Source organism: Telmatospirillum siberiense (genome assembly GCF_002845745.1).
GTDB lineage: Bacteria > Pseudomonadota > Alphaproteobacteria > Rhodospirillales > Magnetospirillaceae > Telmatospirillum > Telmatospirillum siberiense.
In genome coordinates, this window is record NZ_PIUM01000060.1 from 1 (window position 1) to 17,454 (window position 17,454).

15 protein-coding genes are annotated in these 17,454 nt (G+C 62.6%); 5 read left to right on the forward strand and 10 right to left on the reverse strand.

Translation table 11 applies throughout. The features are described 5' to 3' along the window. Nucleotides 1-136: 136 nt before the first annotated feature. Complete coding sequence (locus tag CWS72_RS26745) at nt 137-994, reverse strand: LysR substrate-binding domain-containing protein (protein WP_101253737.1); 858 nt, start codon at nt 992-994, stop codon at nt 137-139. Nucleotides 995-1,107: 113 nt separating this feature from the next. Between CWS72_RS26745 and CWS72_RS26750 the strand changes: the two genes are divergently transcribed. Continuing rightward, on the forward strand, nt 1,108-2,085 hold the full coding sequence (locus CWS72_RS26750) for a bile acid:sodium symporter family protein (protein WP_101253724.1): 978 nt from the start codon (nt 1,108-1,110) through the stop codon (nt 2,083-2,085). Between the two features lie 20 nt (nt 2,086-2,105). Next, a complete protein-coding gene (locus CWS72_RS26755) occupies nt 2,106-2,684 on the forward strand; it encodes a cytochrome b (RefSeq protein ID WP_101253725.1) in 579 nt (192 codons plus the stop codon). 183 nt (nt 2,685-2,867) lie between these two features. Here the strand turns inward: CWS72_RS26755 and CWS72_RS26760 are convergent, their stop codons facing one another. From CWS72_RS26760 to CWS72_RS26770, 3 genes are all read right to left on the reverse strand, one after another. Continuing rightward, nucleotides 2,868-4,004, reverse strand: coding sequence for a CobW family GTP-binding protein (locus tag CWS72_RS26760; protein ID WP_101253726.1), 1,137 nt, complete (start codon nt 4,002-4,004; stop codon nt 2,868-2,870). Beyond that, a complete protein-coding gene (hisI, locus tag CWS72_RS26765) occupies nt 4,001-4,390 on the reverse strand; it encodes a phosphoribosyl-AMP cyclohydrolase (protein WP_420824090.1) in 390 nt (129 codons plus the stop codon). The genes CWS72_RS26760 and hisI overlap by 4 nt, the downstream gene beginning before the upstream one ends. 126 nt (nt 4,391-4,516) lie before the next feature. Continuing rightward, complete coding sequence (locus tag CWS72_RS26770) at nt 4,517-5,278, reverse strand: FCD domain-containing protein (RefSeq protein ID WP_101253728.1); 762 nt, start codon at nt 5,276-5,278, stop codon at nt 4,517-4,519. Between the two features lie 125 nt (nt 5,279-5,403). On the opposite strand from CWS72_RS26770, the gene CWS72_RS26775 reads away from it, so the two are divergent. After that, nucleotides 5,404-6,678 carry a glycerate kinase type-2 family protein gene (locus CWS72_RS26775; protein WP_101253729.1) on the forward strand — a complete coding sequence of 425 codons (1,275 nt, stop codon included), beginning with the start codon at nt 5,404-5,406 and terminating at the stop codon, nt 6,676-6,678. 385 nt (nt 6,679-7,063) lie between these two features. Next, nucleotides 7,064-7,576: a Fur family transcriptional regulator gene (locus CWS72_RS26780; protein WP_101253730.1), complete on the forward strand. Its 513-nt coding sequence runs from the start codon at nt 7,064-7,066 to the stop codon at nt 7,574-7,576. Nucleotides 7,577-7,608: 32 nt separating this feature from the next. Here the strand turns inward: CWS72_RS26780 and CWS72_RS26785 are convergent, their stop codons facing one another. Then, nucleotides 7,609-8,124, reverse strand: a complete 516-nt coding sequence (locus CWS72_RS26785) for a DUF192 domain-containing protein (RefSeq protein WP_241911912.1) — start codon at nt 8,122-8,124, stop codon at nt 7,609-7,611. Nucleotides 8,125-8,159: 35 nt separating this feature from the next. Between CWS72_RS26785 and CWS72_RS26790 the strand changes: the two genes are divergently transcribed. After that, on the forward strand, nt 8,160-9,155 hold the full coding sequence (locus CWS72_RS26790) for a ChaN family lipoprotein (protein WP_101253732.1): 996 nt from the start codon (nt 8,160-8,162) through the stop codon (nt 9,153-9,155). A 67-nt stretch (nt 9,156-9,222) separates the two neighbouring features. Here CWS72_RS26790 and CWS72_RS26795 read toward each other — a convergent pair whose 3' ends face one another. The 5 genes from CWS72_RS26795 to putA form a co-directional block, all read right to left on the reverse strand. Next, a complete protein-coding gene (locus CWS72_RS26795) occupies nt 9,223-9,711 on the reverse strand; it encodes a hypothetical protein (RefSeq protein ID WP_101253733.1) in 489 nt (162 codons plus the stop codon). 15 nt (nt 9,712-9,726) lie between these two features. Beyond that, complete coding sequence (locus CWS72_RS26800) at nt 9,727-10,311, reverse strand: Panacea domain-containing protein (protein WP_338056233.1); 585 nt, start codon at nt 10,309-10,311, stop codon at nt 9,727-9,729. 134 nt (nt 10,312-10,445) lie between these two features. Then, on the reverse strand, nt 10,446-10,853 hold the full coding sequence (locus tag CWS72_RS26805; RefSeq protein ID WP_146002903.1) for a hypothetical protein: 408 nt from the start codon (nt 10,851-10,853) through the stop codon (nt 10,446-10,448). Between the two features lie 227 nt (nt 10,854-11,080). After that, complete coding sequence (locus tag CWS72_RS26810) at nt 11,081-13,792, reverse strand: hybrid sensor histidine kinase/response regulator (protein WP_101253735.1); 2,712 nt, start codon at nt 13,790-13,792, stop codon at nt 11,081-11,083. 219 nt (nt 13,793-14,011) lie between these two features. Continuing rightward, nucleotides 14,012-17,167: a bifunctional proline dehydrogenase/L-glutamate gamma-semialdehyde dehydrogenase PutA gene (gene putA / locus CWS72_RS26815; protein ID WP_101253736.1), complete on the reverse strand. Its 3,156-nt coding sequence runs from the start codon at nt 17,165-17,167 to the stop codon at nt 14,012-14,014. Nucleotides 17,168-17,454 lie beyond the last annotated feature (287 nt).

Sequence of the window (17,454 nt, forward strand, 5' to 3'; positions counted from 1 at the left end):
ACGAGCACAACAAAAATTCAAAGCCATTCGTTTGGACAAAGCCGGCCGACGTCATCCTTGCAAAACTTCAGCGCCTGCCCGTTGTATCTTCTGTTTGAGTCAATGCACTAGAGGCCTCCGTGCCGGTGTCCTTGCCTCAAGACGCCGCCTGCAGCCGATAGTCGCTGTTTAAGATCACCTTGGCCAGTTCGGCCGCCGGTCCGCGAAGCGTTCCGCCGCTCCCGACCACCACGAACTCGATCTCGCCCAGCGGCGGCAGATGGTGGGACCGGATCTCGGCGAGGCCGGCCGGCACCATGCTTTCAGGCTGCACCATCAGGCCGAAGCCGGCCATGGCCGCCGCCCTGAGACCGGTCAGTCCGCCACAGGTGCAAACGATCCGCCATGGCATGTTCGCCTGGTCGAGGGCCTCGATCGCCATCGCCCGGGTGATGCTGGGCGGCGGAAACATCACCAGCGGCAACGGCCGCGCCGTGTCGGCCCGGCCGGTCTCGCGGCCGATCCAGACCAAGCGCTCGCGCCGGACGAATTGACCACGGTCGTCGCCCAACCGCCGCTTGGCCAGGACGAGATCCAACTGCCCGCCTTCGATCATCTGATAAAGCTCGCCGCTCAAGGCCACGGTCAGTTCGAGATCGACCGAAGGATGCTTGCGGACGAAATCGTAAAGCACCTCGGGCAGCCGGCTTTGCACGAAATCCTCGGAAGCCCCGAAACGCAAACGCCCGCGGAGATCGGACGCGGCGAAATGCCGTCTCGCCCGCTCATTGGCGTCGAGAATTCCGCGCGCCAGGTCGAGCATGGATTCGCCGTCCGAAGTCAATATCACGCGGTGCGTATCCCTGAGGAACAGCCGACGGCCGATCGTCTCCTCCAGCCGGCGAATATGCTGGCTGACGGTCGGCTGGCCCAGCCCCAGGCGCCGTCCCGTCTCGGTGAAACTGCGGGTTTGCGCGGCGGTAACGAAGGTCAGCAGCAGATGCGGATCGAACATGACGCCCCCGTCATTGCGTTTCCGAATGACAATAATCATGCCTAGTGGGCTTCACAATGGCGGCGTAATTCGTCACAGTGCGATTTTCATTTTATTACTGGAGTTTGTGACAAATGAGTGCGTTGGCGCGGCTGAGGCCCGACAATTTCACATTGCTGCTGGTCGGGACCGTTCTGTTCGCCACGGTGCTCCCCTGCTCCGGGCAGATCGCCGAGGACTGGAAGGTCGCCACCGAGGTGGCCGTGGCCCTGCTGTTCTTCCTGCATGGCGCCCGGCTGTCGCGTGAGGCGGTGTTCGCCGGACTGACCCACTGGCGGCTGCATCTGACGGTTTTCGCCTCCACATTCGTCTATTTCCCGATCCTGGGCCTGCTCACCGCCGCCCTGCCGGCCTCGATGCTGTCCCCGGCGCTTGGAGCGGGCATCATTTTCCTCTGTTGCCTGCCCTCGACGGTGCAGTCATCCATCGCCTTCACCTCGATTGCCGGCGGCAATGTGCCGGCGGCCATCTGCAGCGCTTCGGTATCCAGTCTGCTCGGCGTCTTCCTGACGCCGCTGCTGGTCGGTCTGCTGATGAGCGCCCATGGCGGCGACATCTCGCTGGATTCCATCGAATCCATCATCATGCAGTTGCTCGTGCCTTTCGTCGTCGGGCAGCTTTTGCGTCCCTGGATCGGCGCCTGGGCCTTGCGTCACAAGAAATTGCTGGGTGTGGTCGACCGCGGATCGATCCTGATGGTGGTCTATGGCGCCTTCAGCGAGGCGGTGGTCAACGGACTTTGGCATCAATTGACGCCGGAAAGCACCGCCGGCATGGTGATCGTCAATATCGTCCTGCTGGGCGTGGCGCTGACCACCACCACTTGGGCGGCCCGGCGCATGGGATTCAACCGGGAGGATGAGATCACCATCGTCTTCTGCGGCTCGAAAAAGAGTTTGGTGGCAGGCGTGCCGATGGCCAATATTCTGTTCGCGGGACATTCGGTCGGCATGATCGTCCTGCCCCTGATGCTCTTTCATCAAATCCAACTGATGACCTGCGCCGTACTGGCACGGCGTTACGCCAAACAGGCGGAGCAGGCCGCGGAATAATAATCGAGGACTCGCGAACGATGAACCAAACAAGCCAAACGACCCAAACGGCGCTGGATCCCCCCCGCTACACCGCCTCCGCCCAGGCTCTGCACTGGATTTCAGCGGCATTGATGTTTTTCGTCGTGCCCTGCGCCTGGTACATGCTGAGCCTGGCCCGGGAGGATCCCGCCCGCGCCGAGTGGCACACCATCCATAAGTCCGTGGGCGTCCTGATTCTGGTCCTGACGGTGGCCAGGCTGGTCTGGCGCGGCATAAAACCGCCACCGCCCATGGCCGGTCATCCCAACCCGCTGGAAAAACTCCTGGCCGAAGCCGCCCACGGCCTGCTTTACGTGATGCTCTTCGTCATGCCGATCAGCGGCTATCTGGGGTCCGTCGCCAATGGGCGCGCGGTGAACCTCTTCGGTGTCCTACCCCTTCCGACGCTGATCGCGCCGGATAAGGAACTGGCCCATGTCGCCCATCTGTTCCATGAAGCGGGTCAGTGGGTCGTTTACCTATTGGTCGCCATGCATATTCTGGCCGCGCTGGGCCACACGCTCATCCGCAAGGACGGAACGTTGGAACGCATGCTGCCGAAGTGGCTGGCGAAATAGCCGGTATCAATGGGACAAAAAACACCCGCCGCTCAGGGGGGAAGGCGGCGGGTGTCGAGGGATGTCTAAGAGAGGGAGGTTGACCTGTATGGCCAACATCCTCGTAACCATAGAACGAATTGCTCAACTATTCAATGCGAATCGCTCTTAATGCATCCTGAAGTTGAATAACGTTAAAGATAATTAATCCTCATCGGCTTCCGCCGTCTCCACATCGAATGCCCGCGCCAGCAACCCCTCGATCGCTTCCTGCGACAGATCGCGGGTAATGAAGACGATCCGTGTCCGCCGATCATCATCGGGCCACGCCGGCAGCATCACCGGCTCGTGGAACAGATGCTGGACACCGTGCAGAATCAACGGCTTGTCACACCCTTCCGCGTTGACGACCCCCTTGACGCGCAACAGATTCTCACCCTTCAGCGAGATCAGGACCTCGATGGCCAAGGCCAGTTGTTCCCAAACCACCGGCTCATCGAACGTCACGACGAAGGAGGAAATCTTGTCGTCATGCCGCTCGCCATGCAGATGATGATCATGATGATGGTGGCCATGGTCATGATGGTGACGGGGATCATGACAATCCGCACCGCATTCGTCGTCGTGCCCGAACTCGGACCGGGCCGCCACCGCCTCGTCGTTCAACCATCGGGCCACATCGGGAATGCGGGTCTTGCCGTCGAAGAGCCCGCAATCGAGAATGGCCGCCGGATCGACGGCCCCTCGGCTCACCGTCAGGACATGGGCCGCCGGATTGAGCAGGGCCAACCGGGCCCGCAACAACTCCACCGCCACCGGATCGGCCAGATCCTGCTTGGTCAACAACAGACGATCGGCCACCGCCGCCTGCTTGACCGCTTCCCGGCTGCTATCCAGCGTCTTGGAGCCGTTTACCGCGTCCACCGTGCAAACCACCCCATCCAGCCGGTAGCGCGCGCCCAGAAGAGGGTCGGTCATCAGGGTATGGAGGATGGGCGCCGGATCGGCCAGGCCGGTGGTCTCGATCAGCACCCGCTTGAATTCCGGCACCTCGCCCTTGACCCGCTTGGTGAACAAATCGCGCAAGGCGGTCACCAGATCGCCGCGCACGGTGCAGCACAGACAGCCGCTGTCGAGTACGACCACCTCCTCGGACAGATGACGGACCAAAAGATGGTCGATCGACACCTCGCCGAACTCGTTGATCAGAACGGCGCAGTCCTTGAGATCGGGCTGATGCAGAAGATGATTGAGAAGCGTCGTCTTCCCGCTACCCAGGAAGCCGGTGAGAATGGTGATCGGCAGCGCCTCATGGGCGGCCACCAGAAGATCTTCGCTCATTTCCCGTAAAGCTCCGTGGGCGGAATGACGACGGGTGAAATTTCGGTCAACCCTTCCGGACCGACCTCGGTGAAGAAACAGTCCCGATGTCCGGTATGGCAGGCGACCCCCTTCTGGTCGACCTTGAGAAGGATGGTGTCGCCATCGCAATCGATCAGGAACGACTTGAGGGTTTGTGGCTGCCCGGACGTCTCGCCCTTGCGCCACAACGCCTTGCGGGAACGGGAATAATAACAGACCCGGCCGCTCTTCAAGGTCTCCCCGACGGCTTCCCGGTTCATCCAGGCCATCATCAGCACTTCGCCGCTGTCGTGCTGCTGGGCGATCGCCGGAACCAGACCTTCGGAGTTGAACTTGATGGCGGACAACGCCGCGGCGGGATCGATCACGACAACACCTTTTCTGTGACGAGGAAGAGGGACGAAGCATTGTGATGGTGCTTTGTACCACCCCTTGTCAATGGCGGGACGCTCGATTTATGGACGGAAGGCCGCCCGGGGGGATGGAAAAACCTACTTCAAATCCCCGGCGGCGGCCCGGCGGCGCGATACGTCGAGACGTTCCTGGGCCTTGCGGCTTTCGGCGATCGCCTCCTTGGCGAAGCTGATATGCGCCTGGGCGCTCTGGCGGGCCTCCTCGGGCGCGCCTCCGATGATGGCGTCGTAGATCGACCTGTGCTGCTTCAGGGTAATCTGCCGGTAACCCTGGCGCAGATAAAGGCGGTTGCGGTTCTGCAGCACATCATTGCGCAGGATATCGGACAACGCCCGCAAGACATGCAGGATCACGACATTGTGCGACATCTCGTAGATGGCCAGATGAAAGTCGGCGTCGGCCGCCGCTTCCGCCTCGGGATCGCCGACTTCATGCAGCCTGACCATGGTCTCGAAACACCGCCGCAAATGTTCGCGGTCGATCTCGTTGGAGCGCAAGGCCGCCAGATAGGCCGCCGAGCCTTCGAGGATATGGCGGAACTCCATATAATCGTCGACGCCGCGGATGTCCGACATGAGCAGGGCGGAAAGCGGCTGGGCGATGGTTTCGGCGGCCGGATCGGCGACATGCATGCCGTCGCGCTGCATCGAAAGCAGACCGTCGTGTTCCAAACGGGTCACCGCGTCGCGGATGGTCGGCCGCGAGGTCTGGAAACGTTCCGCCAGATCGCGCTCGGTCGGCAGACGGACACCCGGACGCAACGTTCCCTCGACGATCAGTTGCCGCAACTGGTCGGCCACCGCATCGGCCCGCCGTCCTTGTTTCACCGGTTGATACATCTGATCGGATCCTCTCGTTCGCGATTCAAAAATTACCAAATGTCAGATCATTTGCCCATGGACAAATTATTGGAAAATCAGCTATCCATGTAGGACGCGTCCAAGAAAAAACAGGAGCCGGGAAGATGTCCACCTCCCCTCGGGATTTGCTGAGGCAAATGTTCGACGCGGCCGTCGCGGCCGCCCAACCGTCCCATGCCATACCGCATCATCTGCCGAAGCCGCCGAAAGGCCGCATGGTGGTCATCGGCGCCGGCAAGGCTTCCGCCGCCATGGCCCGCGTCGTCGAGGACAATTGGCCGGGGCCGTTGTCGGGCCTGGTGGTTACCCGCTACGGCTATGGCGTGCCCTGCCAGCGCATCGAAATCGTCGAAGCGGCCCATCCGGTGCCCGACGCCGCCGGCCTGGCCGCCGCCCAAAGAATTTACGACCTGGCCGCCGGCCTGACCGCCGACGATCTCGTGCTGTGCCTGATTTCCGGCGGCGGTTCGGCTCTGCTGGCCCTGCCCCACCCCGATCTGACGCTGGAAGACAAGCAGGCCGTCAACAAGGCGCTGCTCGCCTCGGGCGCGACCATCACCGAGATGAATTGCGTCCGCCGTCATCTTTCGGCGATCAAGGGCGGCCGGCTGGCCGCCGCCTGTCATCCCGCCAAGGTGGTGACATTGCTGATTTCCGACGTTCCCGGCGACAACCCGTCCGATATCGCCTCCGGCCCCACCGTCGGCGACGCCACCAGTTGCGCCGACGCCCTGGCCATCATCCGGCGCTACGGCATCGAGGTGCCGCCGAAGGTGCTGGCGGTTCTGGAAAGCGGCCGCGGTGAAACGATCAAGCCCGAGGATCCTCGGCTCGCCGGCATCGACACCCGCATCATCGCCGCGCCGCAACTGGCCCTGGAGGCCGCCGCCGCGATCGCCGAGAAGGCCGGCATCAAGACCCATATCCTGGGCGACTCCCTGGAAGGCGAGGCCCGCGACGTCGGCAAGGCGATGGCCGGCATCGCCTTGCAGGTGGCCCGTCGCGGCCAGCCCTTCGAAACGCCCTGCATCCTTCTGTCCGGCGGCGAGACCACGGTCACCGTCCGCGGCAAGGGACGCGGCGGACGCAACGTGGAATTTCTGCTGTCCCTGGGGATTGCCCTCGACGGACAACCGGGCGTCTACGCCCTGGCCGCCGATACCGACGGGGTCGACGGCATGGAGGACATCGCCGGAGCCCTCTTCGCGCCAGACACGCTGGCGCGGGCCTGGGCCAAGGGCATCAAGCCGAAGGACGCCCTGGCCGACAACGACGGGCACGGTTTCTTCGAGGCATTGGGCGACCAGTTGATCACCGGGCCGACCCTGACCAACGTCAACGATTTCCGGGCAATCCTGATCGAGAAGATCCCGACTTAGTGGGGCAACCCAGACGCTCGGCGCCCAAAGGCTTGAAAGCCAACCCAGGATATTTTGAACCACCAAGGCACCAAGGCGTTTCCCGATATATCCGGCCGCATGGCGGATCCAAGAAGAATGCGCGCCGCAGGCATTACTTTCTCATCCGACGGATGTCTATCGGATGAACGGGTGAATGCCTGCGGCGCACTCCATCACCTTGGTGCCTTGGTGCCTTGGTGCCTTGGTGGTTAATCAAAAGCCGGAGCCTACCGGAACCGTCGGAGGGACGAAGTGCATCTGGCTTATCGCCGATTGCCCTGGCCCCCCACACCAATCCTTTTTGTCGCGGATCCACTGGAATGTAATATTATCCGGTCTGGATCACTCACAGGCCCCATCGACGATGAAGCTCGATCTCGATCAATTTCCGCCGCCGGCCCACGACCACGGAGACTGCATCCGCTCGGCGCTCGATGCCGCGCAGCTGCGCTGCGAACGCCACGGCGCCCGGCTGACGGATTTGCGTCGGCGGGTTCTCGAACTGGTATGGACGAGCCACGAACCGGTGGGCGCCTATGCCCTGCTCGACACGCTGAAAAGCGAAGGCCATGCCGCGGCCCCGCCGACCGTCTACCGCGCCCTGGATTTTCTGATCGACCAGGGCCTTGTCCACCGCCTGGAACGGCTGAACGCCTTCGTCGGCTGTCCCCGCCCCGAATCGTCCCATTCGGCACATTTTCTGATCTGCACCGATTGCGGCCGCGCCCTGGAAATGCTGGATAACCCCGCCCTCGACGCCGCCTTGCAAAACGCGGCCGACGCCTCGGGGTTCACCGTTTCGCGCCGGACCATCGAAGTCGAGGGACTGTGCCCCGACTGCCGCAGGAAGAACGAGGAAACATCCGCCGCCGGCTGAGAGCCCGCTGGAGCGGAAGCGTCATATGAACCCTACGGTCGGTGGCCGATCACGGGATGGACGACGCGATCGCCGACTTTGAGCCCCAGGCGATCGGACGTGCCGCCATTCAATTCCAGCACGGCCCGCACCGGTCCCGGCGAGGCGATGACCTCAAGCGACATCGGAACCGTCCTCTCGGCGATGCCGGCGATGGTCCCATCCACCTTGATGAACAGCATGTCGAGCGGAATCAGGGTATTTTTCATCCACATGGCGACGGGGCGGTCCATGCCGAAATCGAACAGCATCCCCGCATCGGCGGGCAGGCTGGCCCGGTTCATCAGCCCGCGGGTCTGCTGCTCGGGCGTCTCCGCCACTTCGACGGAAAAGGCCAGGGAGCGGCCATCCGCCGTCTCGATGGCGAGATGCGTCCTGTCGGCCGCCCAGGCCGGCCAGGGAAGCAGCAGAAGCAGAAGAACCAGACGACGAACCAGCGACATGATCGACACGCTTTCACCATGACCGAACTCGGGCGAGACTGTGCCGTTCCACCTCTTTCCGCGCAACCTTAAATCCACACATCTCTCCCCGCGAGGCTTCCATGCGTTCCCTTTTCGCCGTCCTGGTCCTGCTGATCACCCTGCCGTCCTGCGTCAGCCATGACGGAGATACGTGGTCTGCTCCTCTCGACCGGGATCATCCCCTGGTCGGACGCATCTGGCTTCCCGCCGCCCAGCGCTTCATCGACAGGACGGAACTGAGCGAACAGCTGGTCCAGGCGGATATCGTGCTGCTGGGAGAACGCCACGACAATCCCGACCATCACCGTTTGCAGGCCTGGGCGCTGGCGCGCGTCATCGCGGCCGGGGGCAAGCCGCGGCTGGCCTTCGAAATGATCGGCCCGGAGCAAACGGAGGCCCTGGAGCGTCATTTGCGGGAACAACCCGGCGACGTGGACGGCCTGGCCGACGCCCTCGATTGGACGCACGGCAATTGGCCGGACTGGAAAAACTATCAGCCGCTGTTTGCTGAAGGCGTGGCGGCCGGACTTGATATCCGCGCGGCCAATCTGTCGCGCGACACCGTCCGCGCGGTGGCCAGGGGGCAGGCTCTTGCCGACGAGGCCCGCCATTTCTATCGGCTGGACCAGCCGCTGGCTCCAGCCATTTTCGACGCCATGGCCGTGGAAATCCGCCAATCCCACTGCGGACAGCTTCCCGAACAGGCGGTGGCGCCGATGGTCGACGTGCAACGGGCCCGCGACGCCGCCATGGCTCACGCCCTGATCGACGGCGCTCCGCCCAAGGCCGTGCTGATCGCCGGAGCCGGCCATACCCGCATCGACCGCGGCGTGCCTTCGCAGATCGATGCCATGACATCGGGAAAGAAGGTGTTTTCGCTGGCCTTCATCGAAGTCGACGAGGACTGGACCGCCCCGGCCGCCTATGGAGAACCCTACGGAAGCTCCCTGCCGCCCTATGATGCGGTATGGTTCACGCCGCGCGCCAATGACGACGACCCTTGCGCCGAAATGATCAACTTCATGAAGAAAAAGCGGGAACAGGCCGAGGGGACATCGAATACCCAGTCTCGGTGATCGAAGCTGATCGCTGATACCAATTCCCGGTGATCGAAACCGATCACCGAGCCCTCAATCGCCGGGATCACTCGTCGGCTTCGGCCTGTTCGCGGGTCTTTTTAAGCTTCAGCCAGATTTCCGCCTCAAGGCGCTTCAACTGTTTATCGAAGTCGGCGATACGCTCGAAGCTCTTTTCACGCGCCACCGTCCTGTAACGGTTGGCGAGGCGGCGAAAGCTGATTTCCGCCAACACGCCGGCCAGCAGAATCCCCGCCCCGATGAAAATATAGGCGACCAGGTCGCCATAACGGCGGTCGACGGTCAGGGCTGCTCCCCAGAAGCCGATGGTCACCATGGCCGTCGCTCCGACCAGGATCAGCCGTTTGCCCACGGCGTCCTGCCGGCTCTTCAACAGTTGGCGTTCGAAATCGCTGAAGGCGTTGGAGAGCTCCGAGCGCGCCAGGGCCTGCCACGTCTTGAACGACATGCCCCGCTCGGTCTTGCCCTCGCGAATAAGGTTTTCAAGTTTGCGCACCAGATAATCGGCGCGCTGTTCGGGAGTGGGGCCTGCCATCGGTAAGCCGCCCGGCTATTTCTGGGGCTTGGAGGGAGGCATCCATTTCTGCACCGAAACCGGTGCACCGTTCTGGGACCTCATCACGCGCGGACGCAAGACCTGCTCGACCGGTGGAGGCGCCGCCGCGGACATCGCGGTCGAGGCCTGCTCCTCCGGCACCGTGGGCGGCTTCTTGCCGTAGAAGGCCACCATCGCCTTCAGGGGAATCTCGGAACCGGCGCCGGCCGCCAAGGCGGCGCCGTAAGGCGGATGGCCGTTGACCTGACGATTCAGATGTTCGGCGGAATGCTGGCCGAAACGACGCCAGACACCGTCCAGGAAATGGGTCACGATGTCGGGCAAGGCCTTTGCTTCGATCGGGGGACGCTGAATGGCGCAGGCCCGGAACACGTTGGGCTCGATCGGCCCGAATTCGTCGGCGACGAAGACGGCAGGCATCAGCATACGTCCATGATAGGCGACGGCGAAATAAGCCTGAGCCAAATACATCAGGCGATGCAGCTTTTGCGGTTGCAGATATTCATTGTCGTCCAAAGCACGATCAATGAACCAATAGGCGATGTCAAAGCTGGATGGAGCGGCGGGCGACGCCATCATTATTCCTCATCTTGAGCGCCGTCATCACAATAGACGCCCTGCGGGGGTCTCGCCAAGCCCCACGCTCACCAGGGTATCGGGTGAACCCGAGCCGTGGTTTAAATTCTTAGTCCCTCAGCCGCCGGGCGGGGATATCAGGAATAACGATTGATGACGCTGCCCTGCGCAACATAGGCGCCGGCGAACAACTTCATATTGAATTCGTAGACACCAAGGGCGCGCAGGACATCGCTTCCAAACAGGGTATCCGCCGAGACACCGTCAGAATAGCTCTGACTCGCCGGAAAAGACGATGCCCGGCTGCCCACCAGCGGGGTGAACTGGGGCTGCGACGGGTCCTGATAGTCGTAGCCGTCGAAACCGCTCTGAGAATATTGATCGCCGTTCTGCTGACGCCAGTAAGCGCACCCGCCCACCGGAGTTGAGCCGGAAACGCCGGAGACCCGATTGTAGGAGCCAAAAAGAGAGTCCGACGTCACCCGGGTTGGAACCGAGATGGCGCTTGCTGCGGATGTCGCTCCTACTCTCACGCTGCTGGACATGCCAATGACCGACCGATCTTCTCTTCTGATCGTAATATAATGTTAACCAAGACGTTCGCAATCCAAAACGAATTAAGCCAACGATTTCCGGTGATTATCTTCGCTCATCGGCGGACCGCGAAACGCTCCTGCCGAGAATCATGCGCCATCCCGACCGAAAAGGCTGTGACGGCGCGCATTTTTTCGCGATTTTTTTTGGGGAAGATATTTTCCCGCCGGCATAGACCTCATCCGGCGGAGGAACGTTCCCGGTCGGAAAGGGACATCGACAGAGCCTCGTCGATCATCCGATGCAACATCACCGGCTGCACCGGCTTATGCAGCAATCCATGGCCGCTGGCCTTGGCCTGGCGCAACCGTTCGGGAGCCGTGTCGCCGGTCAGGATGATTGCCGGCAACGCGATTTTGAGGCGGGCACGGATGAGGTTGACCGCCTGAACTCCGGTGGTTCCGCTTTGAAGGCGATAATCGGCCAGGATGAGGTCGGGCTTGGCGGGCCATTCCGACATCCGCCGGAGCGCCTCGTCGCAGTCCTTGGCCGACAGCACGTTGAACCCCCAGCTTTCGAGCAAAAGGCAGGTGCTCTCCAGCACGTCCGGTTCATCCTCGATGATCAGAATGGTCGCGTCATACCGCCGGCTGGCCAAAGGCGCCTGTCTTGGCTGGAGGGGGGTAATGGCAGGAACCTTGGCCAGGGGAACTTCGACCGAGAACACCGATCCCCTCTGAGGCTCGGACGCGACGTCGATGCGATGATCGAGCAGTTGCGCGAGACGATCGACGATGGCCAAGCCCAATCCGAGCCCCTGCCTCCGGTCACGCGCCGAATTACCGAGTTGATGAAATTCACGGAAGATCAGTTTCAACTGATTCTGCGGAATTCCGATGCCGGTATCCCAGACTTCGATGACCATGGTGTCGCGACGCCGGCGGCAACCAAGGAGAACCCGCCCATTTTTCGTATAGCGGACGGCATTGTTCAGCAGATTCCGCAAAATCCGCTCCAGCAATGCCGGATCGCTCCGCACCACGGCATGAGAGGTGACCAGATGGAAGCCCAATCCCACCTCGGCGGCCAAGGGCTGGAATTCGGAGGCGAGCCGCGACAGCAACGGGGCGATGTCGAAAGAAGCGGGAGCGGGAACAACCAGCCCCGCTTCCAGTTTCGAAACATCGAGAAGTCCGTTCAGCAGGGTTTCCACGGCGCCGACGGAATCATCGATCCGCTGGATCAGAAGCGCGTCTTCCGGCGAGTGGCTGCGGCTGGCAAGCACGGCCACGAACATCGAAAGCGCTTGCAGGGGTTGCCTGAGGTCATGGCTGGCCGCGGCCAGAAAGCGGGTCTTGGCGATATTGGCCTGCTCGGCCAGTTCCTTGGCCTTGCACAACTCATCGCGAATTTGCTGCTGGTTGCTGTGGTCATGCATGAAGACGAAGTGGAACTGCGCCCGCCCCATCCCGTCGAAAACCGTCCCGGCACGCTGCCATATCGGGAAAATCCGCCGTCCCACGGCCGCCTTCAGGATGCCCTCCCACCCCTGGCCCCGCTCCAACAAAGGCAGGACGATCTGACGGATCGTCCTCTGTGCATCTTCGGTGTAATGATCCCAGTAATGGTGCGGCAGTTCGCCGTTCCCGCACGGACCGAACAGCTTCTCATAGGCGGGATTGACGTAAAACGGCGTTCCGTCGAGCGATAGGATGACGATGGCCTCGGCGGCGGCTTCGGCCACGGCGCGAAACGTCATCAGATCGGTCTCGGCCTTTTTGCGCTCATCGATATTTTCGATCATCGCGACGCCAAAACTGTCGTCGCCGAGCCCCCGCACGAGCGAAACCGTCAGACGCCCCCATACATACCGCCCGCTCTTGTGCAGATAACGGGCCTCATGCCGGAAACAATCGATCTCGCCGTCAAGCAGCCGCCGGGCCAGACGCGCTTCGGTTTCCAGATCGTCCGGATGTACGAGGTCGCCATAGCGCATGGCGGTCAGCTCACAAACGCCATATCCCAGCATGGAATCGAGCGCCGGATTGGTTTGAACGATCCGGCCGCCCGACCGAATCACCGCAACGCCGACGGCGGCATGCTGGAAGATCGCCCGAAACCGCGCCTCGCTTTCGCGCAAGGCCGTTTCGCGCCGTTTGAGACCGGTGATGTCGGTCCCCGTCAACACCGTTGAACCGTCGGGCAGGCGCAGATCGCGCACCAGGAACCAGCGACCGTCGAGGGCCTGGCATTCGTGAGTCAGACCAAGACGATGCCGGTCGACATGCTCGTCGACCCATTGACCGATCGCGCCCGGATCGCTCATCCAGCCTTCCGCCAGCGAACGGACGAACTCCTGGTATGTCGTGGCGGCGCCTTGCTTAGCCAGGACCTGAGGGAAGAATTGACGGAACCGCTCATTGCAAAGCACGAGACGGCCGGCCGCGTCGAAGATCACCAGTCCATGCGTCAGATATTCCACCGCATCCAGCAAATGCCGCTGGATCCGTTCGCCGTCCCGATCCTTGTCGTTATGAACCATGGCGCCGCGCGAGATCCGCCGGAAGCCATCGAACTCCCCGGCGGGATCGATAATCCCCCGCCAATGTTGGCGATCCGCTCCGGAAAACCGGCTCCGTCGCGCGCCGCGCCTGCTGCGACGCAACGAAAGCAGCAACAGGCCGTCGCCCAGCAATCGGGTGTGACGGGAAATATCGCCCTCTTCCAGAGCGTCGAGCCGGGCGGACACGATCTCCAACGAATCGCCTGCGGCCAGATCGTCGACAAGCGCGGGAAAAAGCTGAAAAAGGCGAAGATTCCAGGAGACGAGCCGGTCGCCGTCGAACAGCAACATGGCATCCGAATGCCCATCAAACACAGCCGCCAGCAAAGCAGGGGCTATGGCCGGCCGCCGTTCCGCAGTCATGACTTTGGCAACCGCGTTTCTCACGTCGGACCTTCACCTTAAAAAGAGGCAACGGTCAGGGTATTTAATATTGGACAACACCCGCAATATGACGGAGGTGCTAATCTCGATATATGTCTCGACCATTAGGCGGTTATTTATTTTATTTGTGAGTATATTCAACGAATAAAATACACCGTATGGTATAAATTAACATAAGCTAACTAACGCTTAGAGAGAATAAAATCATCAGCCGCCGCCGTTTCACGATGGGGACGCCGATTCGTCAGCGCCGTCATCGAGAGACAGCAAGGACGGATTGCCGCCAGCCGCGACGATATTGACGCTGACGGCCCGCTCCGTGGCGAACCGGTACAAAGTTCGCGGCCCGCCGCTCTTGGGACCGGTTCCGGACAAGCCCTCTCCGCCGAACGGCTGGCTCCCCACCACGGCGCCGATCATCCCCCGATTGACGTAGACATTGCCGACCCTTGCCCGGTCGACGATGAAACGGACCGTCGCTTCGATTCGGCTGTGGATCCCGAGTGTCAGGCCGTAACCGCATGTGGAAAGCCAGGAGAGGACATCGGCCAATCCGGACGCCGGATAGCGCACCACATGCAGGATGGGACCGAAAACCTCGCCATCGAGACGCCGGGGATCGGAGATCTCAACCAACCGGGGCGCAAAGAAAAAACCGTCGGCAAGATCGCCGGGCAACCGGGTCTCGGACAAAAGGCGGCCTTCACGCGCCATGCGCAAGGCATGCCGCTCCAACCTCGACAAAGCCTCCTGGTCGATGACCGGACCGATATCGGAAGACGGCAGGGCCGGGTCGCCGACGGCCAGTTCCCGCATCGCCCCGGCCAGCATTGTCAGGACGCGATCGGCGATGTCGTCTTGCAGAAAAAGCAGGCGGAGCGCCGAGCATCGCTGCCCGGCACAGGAAAAGGCGGAAACCAGGGCATCCCTCGTCACCTGCTCGGCCAGGGCCGAAGAATCGACGATCATGGCGTTCAATCCGCCGGTTTCGGCGATCAATGGAACGATCGGCCCATGGCGATCGGCCAGACGCTTCTGGATGGCCCAGGCCGTTTCGTTCGATCCGGTGAACGCCACTCCCGCGATGCGGGCATCGGAGACCAGGCGGGCGCCCAGATCGCCGCCTCCGGGCAACAGCGCCAGCACATCGCCGCCGATGCCGGCCTCGTGCAACAGCCGCACAGCCAGCGCCGCGATCAACGGCGTCTGCGGCGCCGGTTTGGCGATGACGGCATTGCCCGCCGCCAGAGCCGCGGCCACCTGCCCGGTAAAGATCGCCAGAGGGAAATTCCACGGACTGATGCAGACGAAGACGCCGCGCCCACGCAGGCGAAGACGGTTGATCTCTCCGGTCGGCCCCGGAAGATCGAGCCCTTCGGAAGCGAAATCGGCCTTTGCGCGAGCCGCGTAATAGCGCAGGAAATCGACGGATTCACGAACCTCGGCCAAGGCGTCGGGAATCGTCTTGCCGGCCTCGCGGATGCAGAGGGCCAACAGTTCGGCCGTATGCGCCTGATAGAGTTCGGCTGCGCGTTCCAGCATCGCGGCGCGTTCGGCGACGTCGGTGCGATCCCAACCGGGCGCCGCCGCCGCCACCACTGAAAGGGCGCGTTCGGCCGCCGCCTCGCCGGCTTCGAAGACCCGACCGACCAGTCTCCGGCTGTCGGATGGATCGATCACCAGCCGCATCGCCCCTTCCAGTTCCTTGCCGTCGATCAGCGGGACCGCGAGCCTTTCATGCGCCATGGCCCCGGCGACATCCGCCATCAACCGGCCGACCGTCAGAGGATCGGACAGATCGGATCCCGCCGAGTTTTGGCGTTCCGGCCGGTAAAGATCGGCCGGCAATGGAATTTTTGGATGAGCCTTGGCCCCCTGGGCCCGAAGGAACCTGGCCGGATCGGCGGCAAGCACCTCGACGGGAGCCGTCGCATCGGCCAATCGATTGACGAACGAGCCGTTGGCGCCATTCTCCAACAGACGGCGGACCAGATAGGGCACCAGATCCTCATGACTGCCCACCGGAGCATAGATCCGGCAGGCCCCGCCCTCGGCGACGATCTTGTCATGCAGCTGCGCGCCCATGCCGTGCAGGCGCTGGAATTCGTAAATGCCGCCCGGCCCCATGATTTCGCGGACGGCGGCAACCGTGTGGACGTTATGGGTGGCAAACTGCGGATAGACAGTATCGCCGGCGGCCGCCAGCCGTTTGACGCAGACGAGATAGGAAAGATCGGTGGACTGCTTGCGGGTATAGACCGGATAGCCTGGCAGACCGCGTTCCTGCGCCCGCTTGATCTCACTGTCCCAATAGGCGCCCTTGACCAGGCGGATCTGCAGTTTGCGCCGATGGCTCCGCGCCGCCTCGATCAGCCAGTCGATCACCAGCGGCGCCCTTTTCTGGTAGGCCTGGACGGCCAGACCGAACCCCTCCCATCCGCGCGGCATACGCTCGAACGCCAGCCTCACCACATCAAGCGAGAGATCGAGACGATCCGCCTCCTCGGCATCGATGCAAAGGGCGATGTCCTTGGCGGCCGCCGCTTCGACCAACGTCAAAAAACGCGGAACCAGTTCCTCCACGACCCGCTCGCGCTGAGCGAATTCATAGCGGGGATGCAACGCCGACAGTTTGACCGACAAGCCGGGACCAAGCACGGGCCCCCGCCCCTTCCCCACGCATCCGATATAGGCGATGGCGTTGGAATAGGCGGCCAGATAGCCCTCGGCCATCTCGCCCGTACAAGCCGCCTCGCCCAGCATGTCGAAGGAATGGCGATAGCCCGTCACCTCGTCGGCATGGGCACGCTCCAATGCCTCGCCGATGGTTTCCGCCATGACGAACTGGCGCCCGATGATCCGCATCGCCTGCACAATGGCCCGGCGGACCACGGCCTCGCCCGATCGGCTCACCATCCGGCGCCACAAACCGGGCACCTGGTCCACGGACGGGGCCTCGCCGGCCGGAAGCAGGCGCCCGGTCAGCATCAAAGCCCAGGTCGAAACATTGACCATCAAGGAGCCGCTGCGCCCCAGATGGTGATCCCAGTGTGCGGGAACGATCTTGTCCCGGATCAGGAGAGTCCGGGTCCGGTCATCGGGGATGCGCAGCAGGGCCTCGGCCAGACACATGAGGACGACACCCTCCTGACTCGACAGCCCGTATTCCTGAAGGAAGGCATCCAGTCCCTGCGGAGGACGGCTCCGGATGTGAGCGACCAGACGGCCGACCTCGGCCTTGACCCGGCCCTGCGCATCCGGGGGCAGCACATTCTGGTCGATCAGGGCCTGAACCGCCGCGTCCTCGTCGGCGAGGCAGGCACGGCACAAGGCACCGCGAAGACGATCAGCCGCTTCCGAAGAGTGCCCAACGGTCATTGCCCTGCCCACCGCGCAACCGATCCACGACGATCATGTTACGCCGCGCCCCGGAGCAGACAAGGGGATGAGGGAGCATAGGGCAAAAGGGAGGGAAAGGATTGTGGCGGCGGGGGGCAGGGCAATCGGGTGAACGCGCGCGAGTTGTTCTTCCAAAAGTGACCTTCGTCGCGTTAGCGCGATGAGCGGTGCGTCAGGAAAGCTGGCGCGATCCGGCCGGTGGAAGTCCGGCCCAGGTAAGGGGTAGCGCCCGCCTGGTAACGAGTGTTGCGGGGTCGTCGGTGACG

Coding starts and splice junctions, on each gene's coding strand:
- CWS72_RS26745 (WP_101253737.1), bottom strand. CDS start 994: ATGTTCGATCCGCATCTGCTGCTGACCTTCGTTACCGCCGCGCAAACC.
- CWS72_RS26750 (WP_101253724.1), top strand. CDS start 1,108: ATGAGTGCGTTGGCGCGGCTGAGGCCCGACAATTTCACATTGCTGCTG.
- CWS72_RS26755 (WP_101253725.1), top strand. CDS start 2,106: ATGAACCAAACAAGCCAAACGACCCAAACGGCGCTGGATCCCCCCCGC.
- CWS72_RS26760 (WP_101253726.1), bottom strand. CDS start 4,004: ATGAGCGAAGATCTTCTGGTGGCCGCCCATGAGGCGCTGCCGATCACC.
- CWS72_RS26770 (WP_101253728.1), bottom strand. CDS start 5,278: ATGTATCAACCGGTGAAACAAGGACGGCGGGCCGATGCGGTGGCCGAC.
- CWS72_RS26775 (WP_101253729.1), top strand. CDS start 5,404: ATGTCCACCTCCCCTCGGGATTTGCTGAGGCAAATGTTCGACGCGGCC.
- CWS72_RS26780 (WP_101253730.1), top strand. CDS start 7,064: ATGAAGCTCGATCTCGATCAATTTCCGCCGCCGGCCCACGACCACGGA.
- CWS72_RS26790 (WP_101253732.1), top strand. CDS start 8,160: ATGCGTTCCCTTTTCGCCGTCCTGGTCCTGCTGATCACCCTGCCGTCC.
- CWS72_RS26795 (WP_101253733.1), bottom strand. CDS start 9,711: ATGGCAGGCCCCACTCCCGAACAGCGCGCCGATTATCTGGTGCGCAAA.
- CWS72_RS26800 (WP_338056233.1), bottom strand. CDS start 10,311: ATGATGGCGTCGCCCGCCGCTCCATCCAGCTTTGACATCGCCTATTGG.
- CWS72_RS26805 (WP_146002903.1), bottom strand. CDS start 10,853: ATGTCCAGCAGCGTGAGAGTAGGAGCGACATCCGCAGCAAGCGCCATC.
- putA (WP_101253736.1), bottom strand. CDS start 17,167: ATGACCGTTGGGCACTCTTCGGAAGCGGCTGATCGTCTTCGCGGTGCC.